Origin of the sequence: Streptomyces sp. NPDC059564 (assembly GCF_042735575.1) — a bacterium.
Taxonomy (GTDB): domain Bacteria; phylum Actinomycetota; class Actinomycetes; order Streptomycetales; family Streptomycetaceae; genus Streptomyces.
In genome coordinates, this window is the sequence record NZ_JBHWBP010000139.1 from 1 (window position 1) to 18,658 (window position 18,658).

The 18,658-nt window shown below is 75.6% G+C and carries 20 protein-coding genes; 10 read left to right on the forward strand and 10 right to left on the reverse strand.

All coding sequences use genetic code 11. From position 1 onward, the window contains the following. Both ACFV0Q_RS22735 and ACFV0Q_RS22740 read right to left on the reverse strand, forming a co-directional pair. Positions 1–765: NUDIX domain-containing protein (locus ACFV0Q_RS22735; RefSeq protein ID WP_385008095.1), on the reverse strand; the 765-nt coding region annotated here is incomplete at its 3' end. A gap of 140 nt (positions 766–905) precedes the next feature. Further along, positions 906–1,529, reverse strand: coding sequence for a LysE/ArgO family amino acid transporter (locus ACFV0Q_RS22740; RefSeq protein ID WP_385008097.1), 624 nt, complete (start codon positions 1,527–1,529; stop codon positions 906–908). A gap of 70 nt (positions 1,530–1,599) precedes the next feature. Between ACFV0Q_RS22740 and ACFV0Q_RS22745 the strand changes: the two genes are divergently transcribed. The 3 genes from ACFV0Q_RS22745 (at position 1,600) to ACFV0Q_RS22755 (ending at position 4,276) form a co-directional block, all read left to right on the forward strand. Next, positions 1,600–2,505: a LysR family transcriptional regulator ArgP gene (locus ACFV0Q_RS22745; RefSeq protein WP_385008130.1), complete on the forward strand. Its 906-nt coding sequence runs from the start codon at positions 1,600–1,602 to the stop codon at positions 2,503–2,505. A gap of 97 nt (positions 2,506–2,602) precedes the next feature. Further along, a complete protein-coding gene (corA, locus tag ACFV0Q_RS22750) occupies positions 2,603–3,685 on the forward strand; it encodes a magnesium/cobalt transporter CorA (RefSeq protein WP_385008099.1) in 1,083 nt (360 codons plus the stop codon). A gap of 147 nt (positions 3,686–3,832) precedes the next feature. Next, positions 3,833–4,276, forward strand: coding sequence for a VOC family protein (locus ACFV0Q_RS22755; protein ID WP_385008101.1), 444 nt, complete (start codon positions 3,833–3,835; stop codon positions 4,274–4,276). Here the strand turns inward: ACFV0Q_RS22755 and ACFV0Q_RS22760 are convergent, their stop codons facing one another. The 3 genes from ACFV0Q_RS22760 to ACFV0Q_RS22770 all read right to left on the reverse strand — a co-directional run bounded on the left by ACFV0Q_RS22760 (position 4,277) and on the right by ACFV0Q_RS22770 (position 7,211). Beyond that, positions 4,277–5,401: a class I SAM-dependent methyltransferase gene (locus tag ACFV0Q_RS22760; protein WP_385008103.1), complete on the reverse strand. Its 1,125-nt coding sequence runs from the start codon at positions 5,399–5,401 to the stop codon at positions 4,277–4,279. Positions 5,402–5,907: 506 nt separating this feature from the next. Continuing rightward, entirely contained in the window at positions 5,908–6,627 is a 720-nt protein-coding gene (locus ACFV0Q_RS22765) for an anti-sigma factor domain-containing protein (protein WP_385008105.1), read from the reverse strand. After that, positions 6,624–7,211, reverse strand: coding sequence for a sigma-70 family RNA polymerase sigma factor (locus ACFV0Q_RS22770; RefSeq protein WP_385008132.1), 588 nt, complete (start codon positions 7,209–7,211; stop codon positions 6,624–6,626). The genes ACFV0Q_RS22765 and ACFV0Q_RS22770 overlap by 4 nt, the downstream gene beginning before the upstream one ends. Before the next feature lie 249 nt (positions 7,212–7,460). On the opposite strand from ACFV0Q_RS22770, the gene ACFV0Q_RS22775 reads away from it, so the two are divergent. Beyond that, positions 7,461–8,306, forward strand: a complete 846-nt coding sequence (locus ACFV0Q_RS22775; RefSeq protein ID WP_385008107.1) for a chitosanase — start codon at positions 7,461–7,463, stop codon at positions 8,304–8,306. Here the strand turns inward: ACFV0Q_RS22775 and ACFV0Q_RS22780 are convergent. Continuing rightward, on the reverse strand, positions 8,279–9,730 hold the full coding sequence (locus ACFV0Q_RS22780) for a glycosyltransferase family 87 protein (RefSeq protein WP_385008109.1): 1,452 nt from the start codon (positions 9,728–9,730) through the stop codon (positions 8,279–8,281). The genes ACFV0Q_RS22775 and ACFV0Q_RS22780 overlap by 28 nt on opposite strands. A 645-nt stretch (positions 9,731–10,375) precedes the next feature. Between ACFV0Q_RS22780 and ACFV0Q_RS22785 the strand changes: the two genes are divergently transcribed. Genes ACFV0Q_RS22785 through ACFV0Q_RS22795 form a run of 3 tightly spaced genes read left to right on the forward strand, consistent with a single transcriptional unit; the run spans position 10,376 to position 12,793 of the window. After that, complete coding sequence (locus ACFV0Q_RS22785) at positions 10,376–11,470, forward strand: molybdopterin-dependent oxidoreductase (RefSeq protein WP_385008111.1); 1,095 nt, start codon at positions 10,376–10,378, stop codon at positions 11,468–11,470. After that, positions 11,467–11,865 (forward strand): hypothetical protein, encoded by a 399-nt coding sequence (locus ACFV0Q_RS22790; RefSeq protein WP_385008113.1) that lies wholly within the window; start codon positions 11,467–11,469, stop codon positions 11,863–11,865. The genes ACFV0Q_RS22785 and ACFV0Q_RS22790 overlap by 4 nt, the downstream gene beginning before the upstream one ends. 49 nt (positions 11,866–11,914) lie before the next feature. Next, a complete protein-coding gene (locus tag ACFV0Q_RS22795; protein ID WP_385008115.1) occupies positions 11,915–12,793 on the forward strand; it encodes a GNAT family N-acetyltransferase in 879 nt (292 codons plus the stop codon). A 9-nt stretch (positions 12,794–12,802) separates the two neighbouring features. Here the strand turns inward: ACFV0Q_RS22795 and ACFV0Q_RS22800 are convergent, their stop codons facing one another. The 3 genes from ACFV0Q_RS22800 to ACFV0Q_RS22810 are packed head-to-tail and all read right to left on the reverse strand — an operon-like array spanning position 12,803 to position 14,822. Next, positions 12,803–13,450: a methyltransferase domain-containing protein gene (locus ACFV0Q_RS22800; RefSeq protein ID WP_385008117.1), complete on the reverse strand. Its 648-nt coding sequence runs from the start codon at positions 13,448–13,450 to the stop codon at positions 12,803–12,805. Further along, complete coding sequence (locus ACFV0Q_RS22805) at positions 13,447–14,106, reverse strand: DUF2064 domain-containing protein (protein ID WP_385008119.1); 660 nt, start codon at positions 14,104–14,106, stop codon at positions 13,447–13,449. The genes ACFV0Q_RS22800 and ACFV0Q_RS22805 overlap by 4 nt, the downstream gene beginning before the upstream one ends. After that, complete coding sequence (locus tag ACFV0Q_RS22810) at positions 14,103–14,822, reverse strand: glycosyltransferase family 2 protein (RefSeq protein WP_385008121.1); 720 nt, start codon at positions 14,820–14,822, stop codon at positions 14,103–14,105. The genes ACFV0Q_RS22805 and ACFV0Q_RS22810 overlap by 4 nt, the downstream gene beginning before the upstream one ends. A 125-nt stretch (positions 14,823–14,947) precedes the next feature. On the opposite strand from ACFV0Q_RS22810, the gene ACFV0Q_RS22815 reads away from it, so the two are divergent. After that, positions 14,948–15,667 carry a response regulator gene (locus tag ACFV0Q_RS22815; protein ID WP_385008122.1) on the forward strand — a complete coding sequence of 240 codons (720 nt, stop codon included), beginning with the start codon at positions 14,948–14,950 and terminating at the stop codon, positions 15,665–15,667. Then, positions 15,664–16,824 carry a sensor histidine kinase gene (locus ACFV0Q_RS22820; protein ID WP_385008124.1) on the forward strand — a complete coding sequence of 387 codons (1,161 nt, stop codon included), beginning with the start codon at positions 15,664–15,666 and terminating at the stop codon, positions 16,822–16,824. Before ACFV0Q_RS22815 ends, ACFV0Q_RS22820 begins: the two co-directional genes overlap by 4 nt. A gap of 134 nt (positions 16,825–16,958) precedes the next feature. Here the strand turns inward: ACFV0Q_RS22820 and ACFV0Q_RS22825 are convergent, their stop codons facing one another. Next, the gene (locus tag ACFV0Q_RS22825) at positions 16,959–18,023 is read right to left on the reverse strand and encodes an NAD-dependent epimerase/dehydratase family protein (protein ID WP_385008126.1); all 1,065 of its coding nucleotides are present in this window, start codon (positions 18,021–18,023) and stop codon (positions 16,959–16,961) included. A 239-nt stretch (positions 18,024–18,262) separates the two neighbouring features. On the opposite strand from ACFV0Q_RS22825, the gene ACFV0Q_RS22830 reads away from it, so the two are divergent. Beyond that, on the forward strand, positions 18,263–18,616 hold the full coding sequence (locus ACFV0Q_RS22830; protein ID WP_385008128.1) for a DUF805 domain-containing protein: 354 nt from the start codon (positions 18,263–18,265) through the stop codon (positions 18,614–18,616). Positions 18,617–18,658: the final 42 nt, after the last annotated feature.

An 18,658-nucleotide genomic window follows, 5' to 3' on the forward strand; every position in this document is an offset into this window, starting at 1 on the left:
CCGGGGGGTCTCGCCGAGGTCGCTGTCGACGCCGCCGCCGGGCAGCAGCCAGCGGTCCGGCTCGCCGTACCCGGGCCGCACCAGCAGCACCCCGCCGGACCGGTCGGTGAACAGCACGTTCGCGGCGGTCAGCGCCTTGGGCCGGGCGGCGCGGTGCCCGGCCTCGTCGTAGCCGCTGGCGTGTTCCAGGGCCACCCGGACCGCCGGGTCGAGGCCCGCGGGCGAGCCGGGCTGGGGGACGCCGTCGACCAGGTGCGCCAGGGAACCGGTGCGCAGCGCGGCCACCGCGGCGCGCAGCCGGGGCGCGATCCGGTCGGGGAGCCGGCGCGCGGCCTCGTCCGGGGGGAGCCAGTGGGCCTCGCTGATCTCGCCGTCGGGAAAGGAGAGGGCGGCGGCGCGGTCGGGGGAGAGCGGGCCCACGAGGTGGACGTGGACCACCAGCGAGCGCCCGAGCGCGCCGGGCGGACAGGAGTCCACGGCCAGCAGCCGGCCGACGGGGACGGACAGGTCGAGCTCCTCCCGCAGTTCGCGGGCGAGCCCCTCCTCCGGGGTTTCGGTGTCCTCCACCGTGCCGCCGGGCAGCTCCAGGCCGTCCTTGTAGGAGGGGGTCAGTACGAGGACCCGCCCGCGGGTGTCCAGCACGACCCCGGTCGCGGCGACGAGCGGGGCGGACCGGGTGGCGTAGTACGCGCGCACGGCGTCGGGGGACGGGGGCGTGTCGGGCGATCCCGGGGGCGGTCCGGCCGGGGACGGGCGGTCGGGCACGGTGGCGGCTCCTGGAGGTGGCGTCGGGTACGGGCGCCCGGGGTACCGGGCATCAGTACCACGATCGCTCCGGGGCGCCGCGGCGGCCCGGCCGGGGTCGGGGCCGGGCCGGCCGACCGGCCCCTGGCAGGGCGCGGGCCTCAGGCCCGGGCCAGCAGGAGGCCGCCCATCGTCACCATGGTCGCGGCGACCAGGCCGTCCAGCACCCGCCACGCGGCCGGCCGCGCGAGCAGCCCGCTGAGCAGCCGGGCCCCGTAGCCGAGCGCGCCGAACCAGATCAGGCTGGCCAGCGCGGCCCCGATGCCGAAGGCCCAGCGCAGGTCGCCCCGGTCGGCGGCGAGCGACCCGACCAGCAGGACGGTGTCCAGGTACACGTGCGGGTTGAGCCAGGTCATGGCCAGGCAGGTCAGCACCGCCGTCCGGGCGGAACCGGCGGTGGCGCCCCCGGTGGCGAGGGACGCGCCCGGGGTGGGGCGCAGCACCCGGCGCGCCGCGAGGACCCCGTAGGAGACGAGGAAGAGGCCGCCCGCGACGGCGACGGCGGTCAGGGCCGCGGGCCAGGCGGTGACGAAGGCGCCGACCCCGGCCACGCCGAGGGCGATGAGGGCCGCGTCGGACACGGCGCAGATGGCGACCACGGCGAGCACGGCGTGCCGGCGCGCGCCCTGGCGCAGGACGAAGGCGTTCTGGGCGCCGATGGCGACGATGAGGGAGAGGCCGGTGCCGAAGCCGGCCAGGGCTGCTGTGGTGATGCCGCTGTTCATGGGTCCGACCGTAGGCAGCGCGTGGCGTATCAGTACAGCTAAAGATTTTTACGTACCCTTAGCGCTCATGATGGACGAGCTTCCCCTGGACCAGGTGCGGACCCTGCTCGCGGTCGTCGACGAGGGGACCTTCGACGCGGCCGCCTCGGCCCTGCACGTGACGCCCTCCGCCGTCAGCCAGCGCGTCAAGGCCCTGGAGCAGCGCACCGGGCGGGTGCTGCTGATGCGGACCAAGCCGGTGCGGCCGACCGAGTCCGGGCAGGTGGTGATCCGCTTCGCCCGGCAGCTGGCCCGGCTGGAACGGGACGCGGGGGCCGAGCTGGGCATGGGGGCCGCCGACGGGCTCGGCCCGGTGCGGCTGCCCATCGCGGTCAACGCGGACTCGCTGGCCACCTGGTTCCTGCCCGCGCTCACCCGGGTGCCGCAGGATCCGCCGGTCTGCTTCGAGCTGTACCGGGAGGACGAGGCCCATACGACCGCGCTGCTGCGCGAGGGCCAGGTGATGGCGGCCGTCACCTCCTCTCCGGACCCGGTCGCGGGCTGCACGGTGCGCGCGCTGGGGCTGGTGCGCTACCTGCTGGTGGCCAGTCCCGGCTTCGCCGCCCGGCACCTGACGGGAGCACTGGAACGGGACCTGCCCGAGGCGCCGCTGATCGTGTTCGACCGGCGCGACGAACTCCAGGACGCCTACGTACGCGACCTCACCGGCGGCGGCGCGGGCGCCTCCCGGGCCCGCCACCAGGTGCCCACCTCGGAGGGGTTCCGGGACGCGGTGGCCGCCGGGCTCGGGTGGGGGCTGGTGCCGCAGGCGCAGGCGGAGCCGCTGATCGCGTCCGGGGCGCTGCTGCCGCTGGCACCGCGGCGCCCGCTGGACGTACCGCTGTACTGGCAGCAGTGGAAGCTGGACTCGCCCGCGCTGGCCCTGGTCGCGGCGGTGGTCGCGCAGAGCGCGTGCGAGGAGCTGCGGCCGGTGTAGTGCGGCGCGGCCCTCCGGGAGGGGAGCCGGGAGGGGGAGACCGCGGGGCGGTGGCAGACTGGCCGCTGATCCGCCGAAGGGGAGTACGTCCTTGTCCATGTTCAGCAACCTGCGCCGGGCCGTGCGCCGCGGCTACCGGCGGGCCGTCGACCTCAGCCACCCGGCCCGCTCCCCGCTCGGCAGCGCCGTCGTCAACTGCCTCGTCTACCGGGACGGAATCCGCCAGGAGGACTGCGCCGAGGTCGAGGAGGCGCTGCGCCGGGTCCGCAAGACGGGCGACGGCTTCGTCTGGATCGGCCTGCACGAGCCCTCGCAGGCGGAGCTCGCCGGGCTCGCCGTGCTGTTCGGCCTGCACCCGCTCGCCGTCGAGGACGCCGTCCTCGCCCACCAGCGCCCGAAGGTGGAGCGCTACGACGACACCCTCTTCGCCGTCTTCAAGACCGTCCGCTACGTCGAGCACGAGGAACTGACGGCGAACAGCGAGGTCGTCGAGACCGGCGAACTGATGGCCTTCGTCGGCGAGGACTTCGTCATCACCATCCGGCACGGCGGCCGGGGCACCCTCGGCCCCGTCCGGGAGGCCCTGGAGGACCGGCCGGAGCAGCTGGCCAAGGGGCCGGCGGCGGTCCTGCACGCCATCGCGGACCACGTGGTCGACGACTACGTGGCCGTCACGGACGCCGTGCAGAACGACATGGACGCGGTCGAGACGGCCGTGTTCAGCGAGTACGGCGGCCGCGGGGACGCGGGCCGGATCTACCAGCTCAAGCGCGAACTCCTCGAACTGCGACGGGCGGTGTCCCCGCTGAGCCGGCCCCTCCAGCACCTGGCCACGGAGCCGATACCGGTCATCCCGGCGGAGGTCCGCGCCTACTTCCGTGACGTCTACGACCACCTGACCCGTGCCACGGAACAGATCGGCGCCTACGACGGCCTCCTCGACTCCGTCCTCCAGGCCCACCTGGCGCAGGTGACGGTCGCCCAGAACGAGGACATGCGCAAGATCACGGCCTGGGCGGCGATCGTCGCCGTCCCGACGATGGTCTGCGGCGTGTACGGCATGAACTTCGACAACATGCCCGAACTGCACTGGACGTACGGGTACCCGATCGTCGTCTGCGTCATGGCGGTCGCCTGCTTCGTCATCCACCGCGGCTTCCGGCGCAACGGCTGGCTCTGAGCGGTGACGGCGGGCCGTGACCGGGCCTGCCCGGACTGGCTCTGACCGGCCCGGACCGGTTCTGAGGGGCCGGTGTCAGAGGTGTGTCCTAGCCTCGGAAGCGAAGGGCTCACACGATCACGCACCACCACGCGGAAGGCGGGCACGATGGCCTCGCTGCCACAGAAGATCACCACGTTCCTGATGTTCGAGGGCAGGGCGGAGGAAGCGCTGACCTTCTACACCTCGCTGTTCGAGGACTCCGAGGTCATCGACATCACCCGCTACGGCGCCGAGGGACCCGGCGAGGAGGGCAAGGTGGTGAAGGCCACCTTCTCGCTCGCCGGCCAGCGGTTCATCTGCATCGACAGCTACGTCAAGCACGCCTTCGGCTTCACCCCGGCGGTGTCGCTCTTCGTGGAGTGCGAGAGCGCCGCCGAGCTCGACGGCCTCTACGCGGCCCTCGCCGACGGGGGCCAGGAGCTGATGCCCGTGGGTTCGTACGGCTTCAGCCCCAGATTCGGCTGGGTCAACGACCGCTTCGGCGTCTCCTGGCAGCTGAACCTGCCCGAGGAGGCCGTGCGGGGCGCCGAGGGGACCCAGGGGGCCTGATCACGGGTGGCGGGCGCGGGCCAGGAAGTGGTCCGGGGTGTCCTCGTACTCCGCGAGGCGCCAGCCCGTCGCCTCCAGCGCCGGGCGGAGGTTCGGCTCGGCGAGGGGGTCGTCGGGGCTGAGCGGGCGGCCGTGCCGGGCGGCCCGTTCGGCACGGCCGGAGGGGTGGAACAGCAGCAGCTCACCGCCGGGCGCGCACACGCGGGCCCACTCGGCGAGTGCGGTGCGCGGCTTCGGCAGGTGGTCCAGCAGCCCGGCGGCGAAGATGCCGTGTACCGTCCCGGCGGCCAGGGGGAGGCGTGCGCAGTCGGCCAGCAGGAGCAGCCGCCCCGGGCCGCCGCGGCCGATGCGGGCTGCTGCCGTGAGCATGGCCGGGGTGAGGTCGACCCCGAGGACCGTGCCGGACGCGCCGACCAGCCGCCGCAGCGCGGGCAGCGCCCGGCCGCTGCCGCAGCCGAGGTCGAGCGCCGTCTGGCCCGGGGCCAGCCGCATCCGGGCCACGGCCGCCTCGTAGGCCGGGGTCTGGTAGGCGAACCTCTCCTCCCAGGCGTCGGCGCGCGGGGTGAAGAAGGCCCGGGTGGCGGTGTGTTCGGCCCGGCCCGCCACGAGCGCCGCGAACCGGCCGAGCAGGCCCCCGGCCCCTTCGCCGGCCGGCGGGGCCGCCAGTCCCCAGGCGCTGCCGCCGACGCGGAAGGCGGGGGCGGCGCCGCCGCCGAGGAGGGGGTCGGCCGCTTCGGGTTCCCGGGGGCCGGGCGATGCCGCCGAACCCGCGGCGCGGGCCAGCAGGGCCGCCCCGCCGCCCAGGGCCAGCACGGGAACCTCGGCGGCGAGCGCCTCCCGCAGCAGCGGCAGCGCCTCGGGCGTGTCCCCGGTCAGCACCAGCCCCTCGATACCCCCCAGCCCCTCCGGCAACGGCTCCCCCGACCAGGGATCACAACGCCGAACCTCGGCCCCCCCCGCAGTGGCGGAGCCGATGACAGCGTCGAGGGCGGCGCAGAGGGCGGGGTTCGGCACGGTGGCCGGGGCCGGGCTGAGGGCGGCGGCCTGCGCCGGGGCCAACGGGTCGAGCGCATCGAGCGGGTCGGGGGCGGGTGGGGGTGCGTGGCGGATCACGACGAGGGCCATCGGCGCCTCCTTGCGTTCGGTGCGCCCGGACGGACGTGATCCGGGGCTGGGGCGTGCATGAGAGCTCTTGCGGCCGTTCAGGGTCGCATGTGCGCAAGGATGCCCCGTCCATGCCCGCATGTGCCAGATCCCGCGCGCGGGACATCGCGGACGACGCGCGGGGCTGCCCTGGCCCCTGGCTCGACGCGCCGGCGCGGCGTAGGCGTCCATGCCGTTACGGGCACTGTGGCCGGCCGGCCGGCCGGGCGAGGGAGCGGGTGTTCGCCGGTCGCGGGCCCCCCGGCTTGGTCGATGATCCGACCGGCCGGCGGAGCGACCGGCGGAGCGACCGGCGGAGCGGTCGGCGGAGCGGCGGATCAGCCGACCGACCTGCCCGGGCCGGTCCGTGGGCTGGCCGGTCTGCCCCGCCCCGGCCGTGGCCCGCTTCGCCTCGCCGCCGCCCCGCCACTGGCCCCGCGTCATGGATCGGGGCTCGCCCGTTGGCCGGGCCGTCCCGGCATCGGCCGTCAGTGGGGGAGGGGGAGGAGCATCAGGGGGGTGGTCGTCGGGTGGGGGGAGCCGCCTGAGGGTTCCAGGGTGAGGCCCACTGCCGTGGCGTGGCCGACGGGGGCGGTCAGGACGGACCCGCCGTCGCCGGTCGTCAGACCCGCGGGGCGCATCACGCCGCCGTCCGCGAGCCACAGCTGGTACGTGCGCCCCGGAGGGGCCTGCGGCAGTCCCGAGCCCAGGAAGGCCGCCTGGTCCCGGGAGGGGGACACGACCACCTTCGCCGTCGCGCCGGACGCCGACCGGCCGGTCACCGTACGGGCGTCCGGGGCGGCCAGTACCGCCGCCAGGCCGTCGAGGGCTCCGGCCGCCTGCCCGGCCCGCTCGTGTTCCCACACCGCGGCCCCGCCCAGGGCCAGGACCCCGGTCAGGCAGGCCGCGAGCGCCATCGGCAGTGCGCGTCGGCGCAGGGGGACGATGCTCCGCCGCGCCGGAGGCAGTTGGCGGACCCCGTCGATCCGTCCCAGGACCGCCGCCCGCATGCCGGGCGGGGCGGGCAGTGCGACGGCCGCGCCGAGCCGGGCGGCCGTCGCCGTGAACTCCCGTACGTCCTGCGCACATTGGGGGCAGTGCGCCAAGTGCCGCTCGAAGGCGTCCCGTTCGGCCCGCTCCAGCGCGTCCAGGGCGTAGGCGCCGGAGAGGGCGTGCCACTGCCCGGCGTCGGTCGCGGCGCGGCTCATGCCGTGACCCCCATGCAGTCGCGCAGCCGGATCAGCCCGTCGCGCAGCCGCGTCTTGACCGTCGGCAGCGGGGTGTTCAGCGTCTCGGCCACCTCCCGGTAGGTGAGCCCGCCGTAGTAGGCCAAATGGACGGCCTGCCGCTGGAGTTCGGTCAGCCCGCGCACGCAGCGCCGTACCTGTTCGCTCTCCAGCCGGATCTCCACCTGCTCGCTCACCTCGTCGTAGGGCCGCGCGTGCTCCCGCGCCGCAGTGTCCTGTTCGCGGGCCGTCGCCGCCTGGGCCGAGCGGACCCGGTCCACCGCGCGGCGGTGCGCGATGGTCAGCACCCACGTCATGACGGTGCCCTTGTCGGGGCGGTAGCGCGGGGCCTGCCGCCAGACCTCGATCAGCACCTCCTGGGCGACCTCCTCGGACTGGGCCCGGTCCCGCAGCACCCTGACGACGATGCCGAGGACGGGGCCCGCGACCACGTCGTAGAGCGCCGCGAAGGCGTCCTGGTCGCCGCGCGAAACGCGCTCCATCAGGGCCGGCAGATCGGGGGCGGACCGTGCCGGCGGCGCGCCGAAGGGGACGGGCCGCCTCACGCGGGCCCCCTTCGCCCGTGGACTGCGGGACTGCGGGGTCGCGTACGGGTCATGGCGGTCCTCCGGGACGGTGGCGGCGGCGGTGGTGGCGGCGGTCGTGGTCATCGTCATGGAGGGCTTCGGAGCCGGTACCCCGCGCGGATTGGTCTCTTCCGGAGATCTTCCGCAGGGGTGTTCCCGGCTCCAGATCTCTGGTAGTAAAGTTTCCTAACGAAGTCGGGAAAGACTCAACCACCGTACGGAGGCCCTGTGTTCACTCCCCACCGCAAGACGCTGACGATCGGCGCGCTGCTCGGCGCCGCCCTCCTCGCCGCCCCGGCCGCGGCGCACGCCACCGCCGTCCCGGCGGCCGCCCCGGCGGCGTCGGCCCCCGCCGCGGCCGCGGCGACCGGGCTCGACGACCCGGCGAAGAAGGACATCGCCATGCAGATCGTCTCCAGCGCGGAGAACTCCTCGCTGGACTGGAAGGCGCAGTACAAGTACATCGAGGACATAGGCGACGAGCGCGGCTACACCGCCGGGATCATCGGCTTCTGTTCCGGCACCGGCGACATGCTCGACCTCGTCGAGTACTACACGCAGGTCAAGCCGGGCAACGTCCTCGCCAAGTACCTCCCCGCCCTGCGCAAGGTCAACGGCACCGACTCGCACCAGGGCCTGGACCCCAACTTCACCAAGGACTGGGCCAAGGCCGCCGCCGACAGCGAGTTCAAGAAGGCCCAGGACCACGAGCGCGACCGGGTCTACTTCAACCCCGCCGTCACGCAGGGCAAGAGCGACGGCGTCGGCACCCTCGGCCAGTTCATGTACTACGACGCCATCGTCATGCACGGCGACGGCGGCGACTCCACCAGCTTCCGCAACATCCGCAAGCGCGCCCTCTCCAAGGCCAAGCCCCCGGCCCAGGGCGGCAACGAGACCACCTGGCTGAACGCCTTCCTCGACGCCCGCGTCTGGGCGATGAAGCAGGAGGAGGCGCACAGCGACACCAGCCGCGTCGACACGGCGCAGCGGGTGTGGCTCAAGAAGGGCAACCTGGGCCTCAACACCCCGCTCGACTGGAAGGTCTACGGAGACTCCTTCCACATCGGCTGACCCGCCGCCACCCGCCCGGGACGAGCCCCCTCGTCGTCCCGGGCCCCGGCGCGGCGGCGCACCGCCCATCCGGCGAGCACCGCCGCGCCCGCCAGCCCGTACGCCATCTGTACGGTCGCCCCGCCCAGCGGCACCCTGCCCACGTACACCGCCGCGCCCGCCACGGCCACCCCCAGCCACTCGGCCCGGCCGTCCAGGGCCACCAGCGCGACCAGCAGCAGCGCGTACCAGGAGTACCCCGGGGTCATCAGCAGGAAGGCCGTGCCCGTCACCAACAGGGCGCCGCTCCACGGCCGTTCGGGATCACCGCGCCACCAGACGTACGCCACCACCGCGAGCGTCCCGAGCACCACCGCCGGAACCGCCCACGCGTCCGGGAGCACCAGCCGCAGCAGCGCGTACCGGCCGCCCGCGCCGGGATCCCCGTACCCCTCCTCCTCGGCGTATCCGCCCAGGTAGCCGAAGACCGACGAGCGGGACGCCAGTACGTACGGCAGGTACGCCAGCCCCACGACCGCCGCGGCGGGCAGCAGCAGCGCGGCCGCGTCCCGCCACCGCCGTACGCCGGCCAGCGCGCCCGGCAGCAGGACCGCGGGCAGCAGCTTCGCGGCGATGCCCAGGCCGAACAGGGCGCCGCCCAGGGCCCGTCGGCGCACCACCACCCCGAGTGCGGCCACCGACAGCAGGACGGCGAGCCCGTCCACGTGCGCGTTGTTCACCGCCTCCACCGCCACGGCCGGGCACCATGCCCAGTACGCCGCCGTACGCGGGTCCGCGCGTCGGCGGCGCAGGACGAGCAGCAGCGCCGCGGTCACGGCGAGCGCGGTCAGGGCTCCGCCGGTCTGGAGCGCCTTGTGGCGTACGCCGGGCGGGGAGAGGAAGTGCACCAGCGCGAAGTAACCCTCTGCGACGGGCGGGTAGATGGTGTGCACGCCGGGCCGGTTGATGCGGGTGCAGACCCCCGGCTCGACGGGGGCCAGGTAGGGGTCGGCGCAGGGGGCGGAGTCGCGGGGGAAGAGCCAGGCGTCGCGCAGGCCGCGCAGCGCGGGGTCCGCCGGGGCGTGGTCGTACGGGGAGATCCCGGCGGCCTGCACCCGGCCGTCCCAGGCGTAGCGGTAGGAGTCCGTACTCGTCAGCGGCGGCCCGGCCAGCCCGGCGCCGGCCACCGCCAGCGCCCCGGCGAGCACGAGGGGGACCACGTGGCGGGCCCGCACCCGGCGCAGCGACCAGGCGGCCGCGGCGAACAGGGCCCAGGCGGCCGCGTACCAGCCGAGGAGTCCGGCGGGGGCGGTGAAGAAGCCGTCGTAGCGGACGGCGGCCACGAGCACGGCGGTCAGGGCGGCGAGCAGCAGCGCGGTCACGGCGACCGGGCCGCGGGAGCCGCGGGGACCGCGGCCGCGCGGGTGGGGGCGGGGGCTGTTCATGGTCGCCAGCCTGGCAGCGCGGGCCGCCGCCGGGCCTGCGACCTGGCCCGGTGTCCGCGTTTCGTAAGGTGTCGGACGGCCCACGGGGGCCCGCGGGGCGGTGTGATGGGGAACATGACTCCCGCCCTCCCACCCCACCCCGACCCCCCGGACGACACCCCGCCCACGGGCACCCCCTCGAACGCCACGCCACCGGCCGACGGCACTGCGCCGCCCGAGCCGCACGGGCCCGGGCCGGGACCGTCCGAGCGGCAGCCGCCCGCGCCGGGAGCGTCCCAGCCGAAGCCGTCCGCGTCGCGGACGCCCCCGCCGGGCCGCTCCGGCCCGCGGCCGTCCTCGCCGGAGGCGCCTCAGCCGGAGTCGCCCGAACCGGCACCGCCGGCACCGGAGGCGTCCGATCAGGTCCTGTCGGCACCTGGGGCGTCCGAGCAGGTCCCGCCGGCACCGGAGGCCTCCGAGCAGGTCCCGTCGGCACCGGAGGGGGCCCAGGCGGGCTCGTCCGGCCCGCGGCCGTCTTCTGCGGAGCCGTCCCGGCCTGAGGCGTCCCGGTCGGGGCCGGCACCGGCCGGGCCGGGGACGGAGAGGTTCGTCGCCCGGGTTCAGGGGGTGTTGGCCGGGGTGCGGCCGCCGGAGTTCTCCGGGCGGTTGCACGACGCGCGGACCGCTACCGCCGTCGGGCGGTGGCTCGGTGCCGCCTTCGCCGTGTGCTTCGTGACCGGGCTGATCAGCCACTACCTCCAGCACCCGCCCGCCTGGGCCGCCGGATCCCTCCCCACCCGGCCCGTCTGGGGCTACCGGCTCAGCCAGGGCCTGCACGTCGCCACCGGCATCGCCGCGATCGTGCTGCTGCTCGTCAAGCTGTGGACCGTCTACCCCCGCCTCTTCGTCTGGCCGCCCGTGCGCGGCGTACGGCACGCCCTGGAGCGGCTGTCGGTCGCGGTCCTGGTGGCGGCCGCCGTGCTGGAGGTCTTCACCGGGCTCCTCAACATCGTCCAGTGGTACCCGTGGCCCTTCGGCTTCATCGAGACCCACTTCGCCCTCGCCTGGGTCGCGGCCGGGTCGATCCTGCTGCACATCGCCCTCAAGGCCCCCGAGATCAAGGCCCATTGGACCCTGCGGTCGCCCGGCACCCGGCAGCTCCCCGCCGCCGACGGCCCGGACCGGCGCTCGCTGCTCCTCGGGACGGCCGCCGCCGTCGGCGCGGTCACGGTGACCACCGTCGGGCAGTCCTTCACCCCCCTCGCCGCACTCGACCTGCTCGGCCCCCGCCACCCCGGCCACGGCCCGCAGGGACTCCCCGTCAACCGGACGGCCGCCGCCGCCGGGGTCGGGCCCGAGCTGCTGCGGGACTGGCGGCTGGAGGTGCGCGGGCCGGCCCCGTACACGCTGACGCTCCCTCAACTGCGGGCCCTGCCCCAGACGCGGGCCCGGCTGCCGATCGCCTGCGTGGAGGGCTGGAGCGCGCAGGCGGCCTGGAGCGGCGTGCGGATCCGGGACCTCCTCGCCCGGGCGGGCGCCCCGCCGGGCGCCGGGCTGCGCGTCACCTCGCTGGAGGGCAGCGGCGCCTACCGGGTCATGGAGATGGGCCGCGACTACGCCGAGGACCCCCTCACCCTGCTCGCGCTGGAACTGAACGGGCAGGTGCTGTCCCCCGACCACGGCTACCCGGCGCGGATCATCGCGCCGAACCGGCCCGGGGTGCTCCAGACCAAGTGGGTCACCCTGTTGGAGGTGCTGTGAAGGTCTTCCGGTACGCGCTGGGCGTGCTCGGCCTGCTGCTGATCGCGATCGGGGGCCGGCTGGTGGCCGGGCTGCCCGACCCGCTGGACGTGGCCGTCTGGCTCGGCGGAGCGCTCGTCCTGCACGACGGGATCATCGCCCCGCTCGTGCTGGCCGCCGGGCTGCTGGTCGCGGCGGTCCCCGCGCGGGGACTCGTACGCGGAGCCCTGATCACGGGGGGCGCGCTGGTGCTGGTCACGCTGCCCGCGCTGCTGCGGCCCGGGGCGCCGGTCAATCCGTCGGCCCTGCCGCTGCCGTACGGGCGGAACCTGCTCGTGGTGCTCGCCGCGGTGGCGGCCGTCACGGCCGTCGTCGCGCTGGTGCGCCGCGGGCGCCGGAGCCGCCCGCGCGGATGAGGCGGAAAACGGGGGGCGGGCGCGGGGAGCGGTTGCCTACGCTCGCCCCATGCCGACCGAGCCGACGCATCCGATGACCTCGCCGACAGCACCGACGCCGCACCCACCGCGGATACCGAACACACCGTCCACAGCGCTGACACCGCCGACACCGGCCATAGCGGCCGAACCCGGTACCGAGCTCCCGCGGATCAAGGCCTTCCTGACCGCCTTCGCCCGCCGCCAGGCCGCGCGCACCGTCGGACTCCCCGGGGGATTCGCCGCCCTCGACGACGCGTTCTCCCTTTCCTACAGCGCCAACCAGATCGTCATCGACCGGGCCGTCGAGCCCGCGGCGCTGCCCGCCCGCGCGGAAGAGGCGCTCGGGCACCTGGGCCACCGGATGATCTCGATCTTCGACGAGGCGGCCGCGGCCGCCTGCGCGCCGTGGCTGGTCCGGGCCGGGTACACCCACTCCACCTACCTGATCATGCTGCACACCGGGCCGGTCCCGGACGCCACGACCGCCCACGAGGTGGACCTCGACGCGCTGCGGACCCCGCTCAGCCTGCGCTGGCGGGGTTTCCTGCCGGAGGCGGACGAGGAGACGATCCGCGCCGTCGTCGGCCAGCGCGAGGCCCGCCGGCGCGGCGCCGACCTCGTACGGTTCATCGGCTCCCGCACCGGCGGGGGAGAGATCGCCTCCTGGGCCGACCTCTACGCCGACCCGGCGACGGGCACGGCACAGATCGAGGACCTGGTCACCGCGGTGGCCCAGCTGGGCCGGGGGCACGCGGGAGCCGTCCTGGACACGGCGCTACGGTGGGCCGCCGACGCGGGCTGCGGCACCCGCTTCCTGATCGCCGACGCCCAGGACTGGCCGCGCTACTGGTACGCCCGGCGCGGCTTCACGTCCATCGGCCACACCCACGTCTTCGAACGCCTCTGAGCCGAGGGCCTACGCGGAACGGCGGAGTTCCACGAAGGCGCGGCCGGTGGCCGTCCATTGTTCCGTGCGGGTCCAGCCCGTCGCGGTCGCGTGGGCGGTCAGGGCGAGGACGCCCACGCGGGCCCAGGTGAAGGGGGCGCCCTCGCCGCCGCGGCCGTCGGCGACCCGGACCTCGCAGCGTTCGTCCACGTCGACGTCCTCGCACTCCACGATCAACGCACCCGTGGGGGCCAGCACCTGGGCCATCCGCCCGAGCAGGGCCGCCGGGTCGCCGCCGATGCCGATGTTGCCGTCGATCAGCAGGGCCGTGTTCCAGCGCCCCTCGCCCGGAAGGGGGTCGAAGACCGACCGGTGCAGGGCGCTGCCGCCCGCGCGGGCCGTACGGGCCACCGCCTCGGGGCTCACGTCGATGCCGAGCGCCCGGTGCCCCCGGGCGGCCAGTGCCGCCACCAGCCTGCCGGGGCCGCAGCCGATGTCGAGCACCGTGCCCCGGCAGCGCCCCAGGACCGTCCGGTCGGCGTGGTCGGGGGCTTCGCACCACCGCTCCACGTCGAGCGGGAGCAGCCAGCCGTCCCCGCGCCGCAGGAACAGCGGGCCCCGGCCGCTGCGCAGGGCCAGGGTGTACGGGTCGGCCGTCCAGGCCGGCGCGGCGGTCATCGGCGTGCCGCCGGGGCTGCCGACGCCTCCGAGGCTGCCGTCGCCGCCGTCGCCGCCGGCAGCGTCGCCAGCCGGGCCGCGAAGGTTCCGCCGGGGGCTTCGGCCGCCACCAGGCGGGCGTCCTCGGCGGTGTCCACGTCGCGCAGCAGCGGCAGCCGGCCGGTCCGCAGCCCGGCCGTCCGCAGGCGCTCGTACTGCACGGCGCCCGTCTCGGGGACGGACATCGGGACCCCGCGCAGCAGCCGGGGGTCCGGCTCCGCGAGGCCCAGCGCCCAGAAACCCCCGTCCACGGCGGGCCCGAACCAGGCCCCGTACCCGTCCCAGTCCACGGTCAGCAGCTCCGGCGTGACCTGCGGGGTGTCCATGCCGATCAGCAGCGCCGGTCCGGAGCAGGCCCCGAACGCCGCCGCGAGGCGCTCGTCCAGGGTTCCGGCCACCTGCGGGAGCACCTCGAAGCCGGGCGGCAGCCAGGGCCCGGGCCGACCGTCGAGTACGAGGACCCGCCGGCCGGCGGGGGTCGCGGCGACGGCGGCCAGGGTGTCGGCGAGCGCGGCCTCGGCCAGCGCGGCCGCCTCGGTCGGGGTGAACGGCGGGGTGAGGCGGGTCTTGACCCGGCCGGGCAGGGGTTCCTTCGCGATCACGAGGAGGGTCGTCACCGGGCACCCCCGGCGGCGGCGCGGCCGCGGGCACCGGCTCCGGCGGTCCCGGCGGGTTCGGCGAGGACCCGGCTCATGTCGCGGACGGCCTGCCAGGTGCCCCGCCAGGTGCCGGTCACCTTCGACTTGCCGGTGCGCGGCAGGTACGGCACGTCCACCTCCCGCACCCGCCAGCCCGCGTCGGCGGCCCGTACGACCATCTGCAACGGGTAACCGGAGCGCCGGTCGGTGAGCTCCAGCCCCAGCAGGCCGGTGCGGCGGGCGGCGCGCAGCGGGCCGAGGTCGCGCAGCCGCAGGCCGGTCCGGCGGCGCAGCAGCCGGGCCAGCACGAGGTTCCCGGCCCGGGCGTGCACGGGCCAGCCGCCGAGGCCGCGCGGCCTGCGCCGGCCGAGGACGAGGTCGGTCTCGCCGGCTGCCACGGCGGCCACGAAGGAGGTCAGCAGGCCCGGGTCCAGAGAGGCGTCGCAGTCGCAGAAGCAGACGACCTCCGCGTCGGAGGCGAGCAGCCCGGCGTGGCAGGCGGCGCCGAAGCCGCGCCGGGTCTCGGTCACCACCGTGGCACCCAGGGCCCGGGCGATCTCCGCCGAGCCGTCGGTGGACCCGTTGTCCACGACCAGGGCCCGCCAGCCGGCCGGGATGCGGGAGAGCACCCAGGGCAGGGCCTCGGCCTCGTTCAGACAGGGCAGGACGACATCAACACTCACGGTCACGGTCACGGGATTCACCGTAGGAAGAGCGGACCCCGAACGGGGCTCCGCACTCCTTACGAAACGCGGACGTCACCCCCGATGGTCCCTGGCCGGGGGTCCGCCCGGAGCCGTCGGATGGGACGCTGGGCCGCATGAACACCATGGAAGCGGCGTCCGCGCGGATCCTCGTCGTCGACGACGACCCCACCGTCTCCGAGGTCGTCGCGGGCTACCTGCGGCGGGCCGGGTTCGCCGTGGAGGAGGCGGGCGACGGCCCCGCCGCCCTCGCCGCCGCCGGACGGGCCCGCCCCGACCTGGTGGTCCTGGACCTGATGCTGCCGGGGATCGACGGGCTGGAGGTGTGCCGGCGGCTGCGCGCGGGCGGGCCCGTACCGGTGATCATGCTGACCGCGCGCGGTGACGAGGACGACCGGATCACCGGCCTGGAGGTCGGGGCCGACGACTACGTCACCAAGCCGTTCAGCCCGCGCGAGCTGGTCCTGCGCGTCACGTCCGTCCTGCGCCGCAGCCGCGCGGCGGCCGCGGCTTCGGCGCCCGCGCTGCTGACCGGTGCCGGGCTCTCGCTTGACCCCGGGACGCACCGGGCCACCCGGGACGGCGAGGAACTGGCCCTCACCCTGCGGGAGTTCGACCTCCTCGCGCACTTCCTTCGGCATCCGGGGCGGGCGCACGGGCGGGAGGAGCTGATGCGGGAGGTGTGGGGCTGGGACTTCGGTGACCTGTCGACGGTGACGGTGCACGTACGGAGGCTGCGCGCCAAGATCGAGGACGATCCGGGCTCGCCGCGGCTGATCCAGACGGTGTGGGGTGTCGGCTACCGCTTCGAGCCCGGCGGGGAGCTGGCGGCATGAGGGACGTCCTGCTCATCGCGGTGTTCGCGCTCGGCGGCGCCGCGTGCGCCGGGGTGCTGGGGGCGGGCGTGCTGCGGCTGGTGCGGCGCCGGTCGGTGGCGGTGTCCCTCGCGGTGGTCGCCGGGGTCACCGTCACGGCCATGCTGGCCGGGACGCTGGCCGTGGCCCGGGCGATGTTCCTGTCCCCGCACGACCTGGCCGTGATCACCCTGGTGGTGGCGATGGCCGCGGTGGTCTCGCTGGCCACCGCGCTGCTGCTGGGCCGGTGGGTGGTCGCCCGGAGCAGGGAACTCTCCCTGGCCGCGCGGGACTTCGGCGACGGCGGGCACTTCGCGGCACCGCCGGGGCAGACCACCGCCGAACTGGACGCGCTGTCCCGGGAACTCGCCGCGACCAGCGACCGGCTGGCCGCCTCGCGGGAGCGGGAACGCGCGCTGGAGGCCTCGCGGCGGGAGCTCGTCGCCTGGATCTCGCACGACCTGCGGACCCCGCTGGCCGGGCTGCGGGCGATGTCGGAGGCGCTGGAGGACGGCATGGCCGCCGACCCGGCCCGCTACCACCGGCAGATCCGCATCGAGGTGGAACGGCTCAACACGATGGTCGGGGACCTGTTCGAGCTGTCGCGCATCCACGCGGGGGCGCTGGCGCTGAGCCCGAGCCGGATGTCGCTGTACGACCTGGTCGGGGACGCGCTGTCGGGGGTCGATCCGCTGGCCCGCGAGCACGGGGTGCGGCTGGTGGGGGAGGGGGTGGAACGGGTTCCGGTGGAGGTCGACGGCAAGGAGATGACCCGGGTCCTGGCCAACCTGCTCGTCAACGCGATCCGGCACACCCCGGCCGACGGGACCGTCGCCATCGCCACCGATACGGGGCTGCGGGACGGGGTGGTGGTGCTGTCGGTGACCGACGGCTGCGGGGGCATTCCGGCGGAGGACCTGCCGAGGGTGTTCGACACGGGGTGGCGGGGCGCGGCGGCCCGCACGCCCTTGCCTCCGGCGGGGGCGATGGCGGCGGGGTGCGGTGCGGGGGCGGGGCTGGGGCTGGCGATCGTACGGGGCATCGTGGAGGCCCACGCGGGCCGCACCGCCGTCCGCAACGTCCCCGGCGGCTGCCGCTTCGAGGTGACCCTCCCCCTCGTCTCCCCGGCCACCCCCTGACGGGGTCGCAGCCAAACGGGGTCCGCAGCCAAACCCAGCCCCGCCGGGCTGAATATGGCTGGCGTCGCCGGCGAGGCTGGATGTGGGCGGCGTCGTCGGGGATCGGGTGCGGGGTGCAGCCCGGGCGGGACCCCTCAAAGCCCGGCGGTGGCCGAGTCGCGTTGGGGGGCGTGGGCGAATTCCGTCATGCCCTCGTGGAAGGCCGTGCGGGGGTGCCAGCCCAGGTCGTCGCGCAGGCGCTGGGAGTCGGCCGTGATGTGGCGGACGTCGCCCAGCCGGTACTCGCCGGTGACCACCGGGGCGGGCCCGCCGTGGGCGGCGGACAGGGCCGTGGCCATCTCGCCGATCGTGCGCGGCTCGCCGCTGCCCGTGTTGTACGGGGTGCAGGCGCCCGCCGGGAGGCTGCCGAGGGCCTCCAGGGCGACCACGTTGGCCTCCGCGACGTCCCGGACGTGGACGAAGTCCCGCCGCTGCCCGCCGTCCTCGAAGACCCGCGGGGACTCGCCCCGGGCCAGCGCGGAGCGGAAGAAGGAGGCCACCCCCGCGTACGGGGTGTCGCGGGGCATCCCCGGCCCGTACACGTTGTGGTAGCGCAGCGACACCGCCCGGCCGTCCACGCTCCGCGCCCACGCGGCAGCCAGGTGCTCCTGGGCCAGCTTCGTGGTGGCGTACACGTTCCGGGGGTCGGCCGGGGCGTCCTCGGCGACCAGCCCGGGGGTGAGCTCCGCCCCGCAGGCGGGGCAGAGGGGTTCGAAGCGGCCCGCTTCGAGGTCGGCCGCGCGGCGGGGCCCGGGGCGGACCACCCCGTGGCGCGGGCACGCGTACCGGCCCTCCCCGTAGACCACCATCGACCCGGCCATGACGAGCCCGCGCACCCCCGCCCGGGCCATCTGGGCGAGCAGCACCGCGGTGCCGAGGTCGTTGACGGAGACGTACTCGGGGGCGTCGGCGAAGTCCTTGCCGAGGCCGACCATCGCGGCCTGGTGGCACACGGCGTCCACCCCGCGCAGGGCGTCCGCGACCGCCTCGGGATCGCGTACGTCTCCCCGCAGGAAGCCGGTGTCCGGGAGCGGCGGCGGGGCCGGGTGGGCGGCGGGGAGCAGGGCGTCCAGCACCACGGGGTCGTGGCCGTGCCGGCGCAGTGCGGTGACGATGTGCGAGCCGATGAACCCGGCTCCTCCGGTGACGAGTACGCGCATGACGGCGACGCTACGGAGCCGCGCGCCCGCGCGGGGGCCGCCACGCCCTTCCGTAAGACTTCCGTCATCCCCCGCTCGGGCGTGCCCTGCCGGTGCGGGGCGCCAACTCCCTTTGAAACCAGGGGAAGTGGCCCAATTCGCGTGGCCGAAGTGGCTTGAGGACGCCGCTGGGAGGGCATAAGTCCGGCCCGGCCCATTCCAGTGGGAGGGGCCGTTGGTTCCGTCCTCAGGGGGGACTCGTGAACTACTACCTCGACGTCATCAAGCGGTACGCGGACTTCGCCGGCCGCGCCCGCCGCCAGGAGTACTGGATGTTCGTCCTCTGGAACATCCCGATCGTCATCGTCCTCACGGTGATCGACTTCGTGCTCGGCAGCTACCCGGTCATCACCTGGATCTACACCCTCGCCGTGTTCCTCCCGTCCCTGGGCGTCTCGGTGCGGCGCCTGCACGACACCGGAAAGTCCGGGTGGTGGTACCTGGTGAGCCTCATCCCGTTCGTCGGCTGGATCTGGATGCTGATCCTGATGGCGACCGAGGGCCACCCCGGCGCCAACGAGTACGGAACGAACCCCAAGGAGCTCCGGGCCTGAGCCCCGGCCGCCCAGGCGCCGCCCCCCGCCCCTCACGGCGGG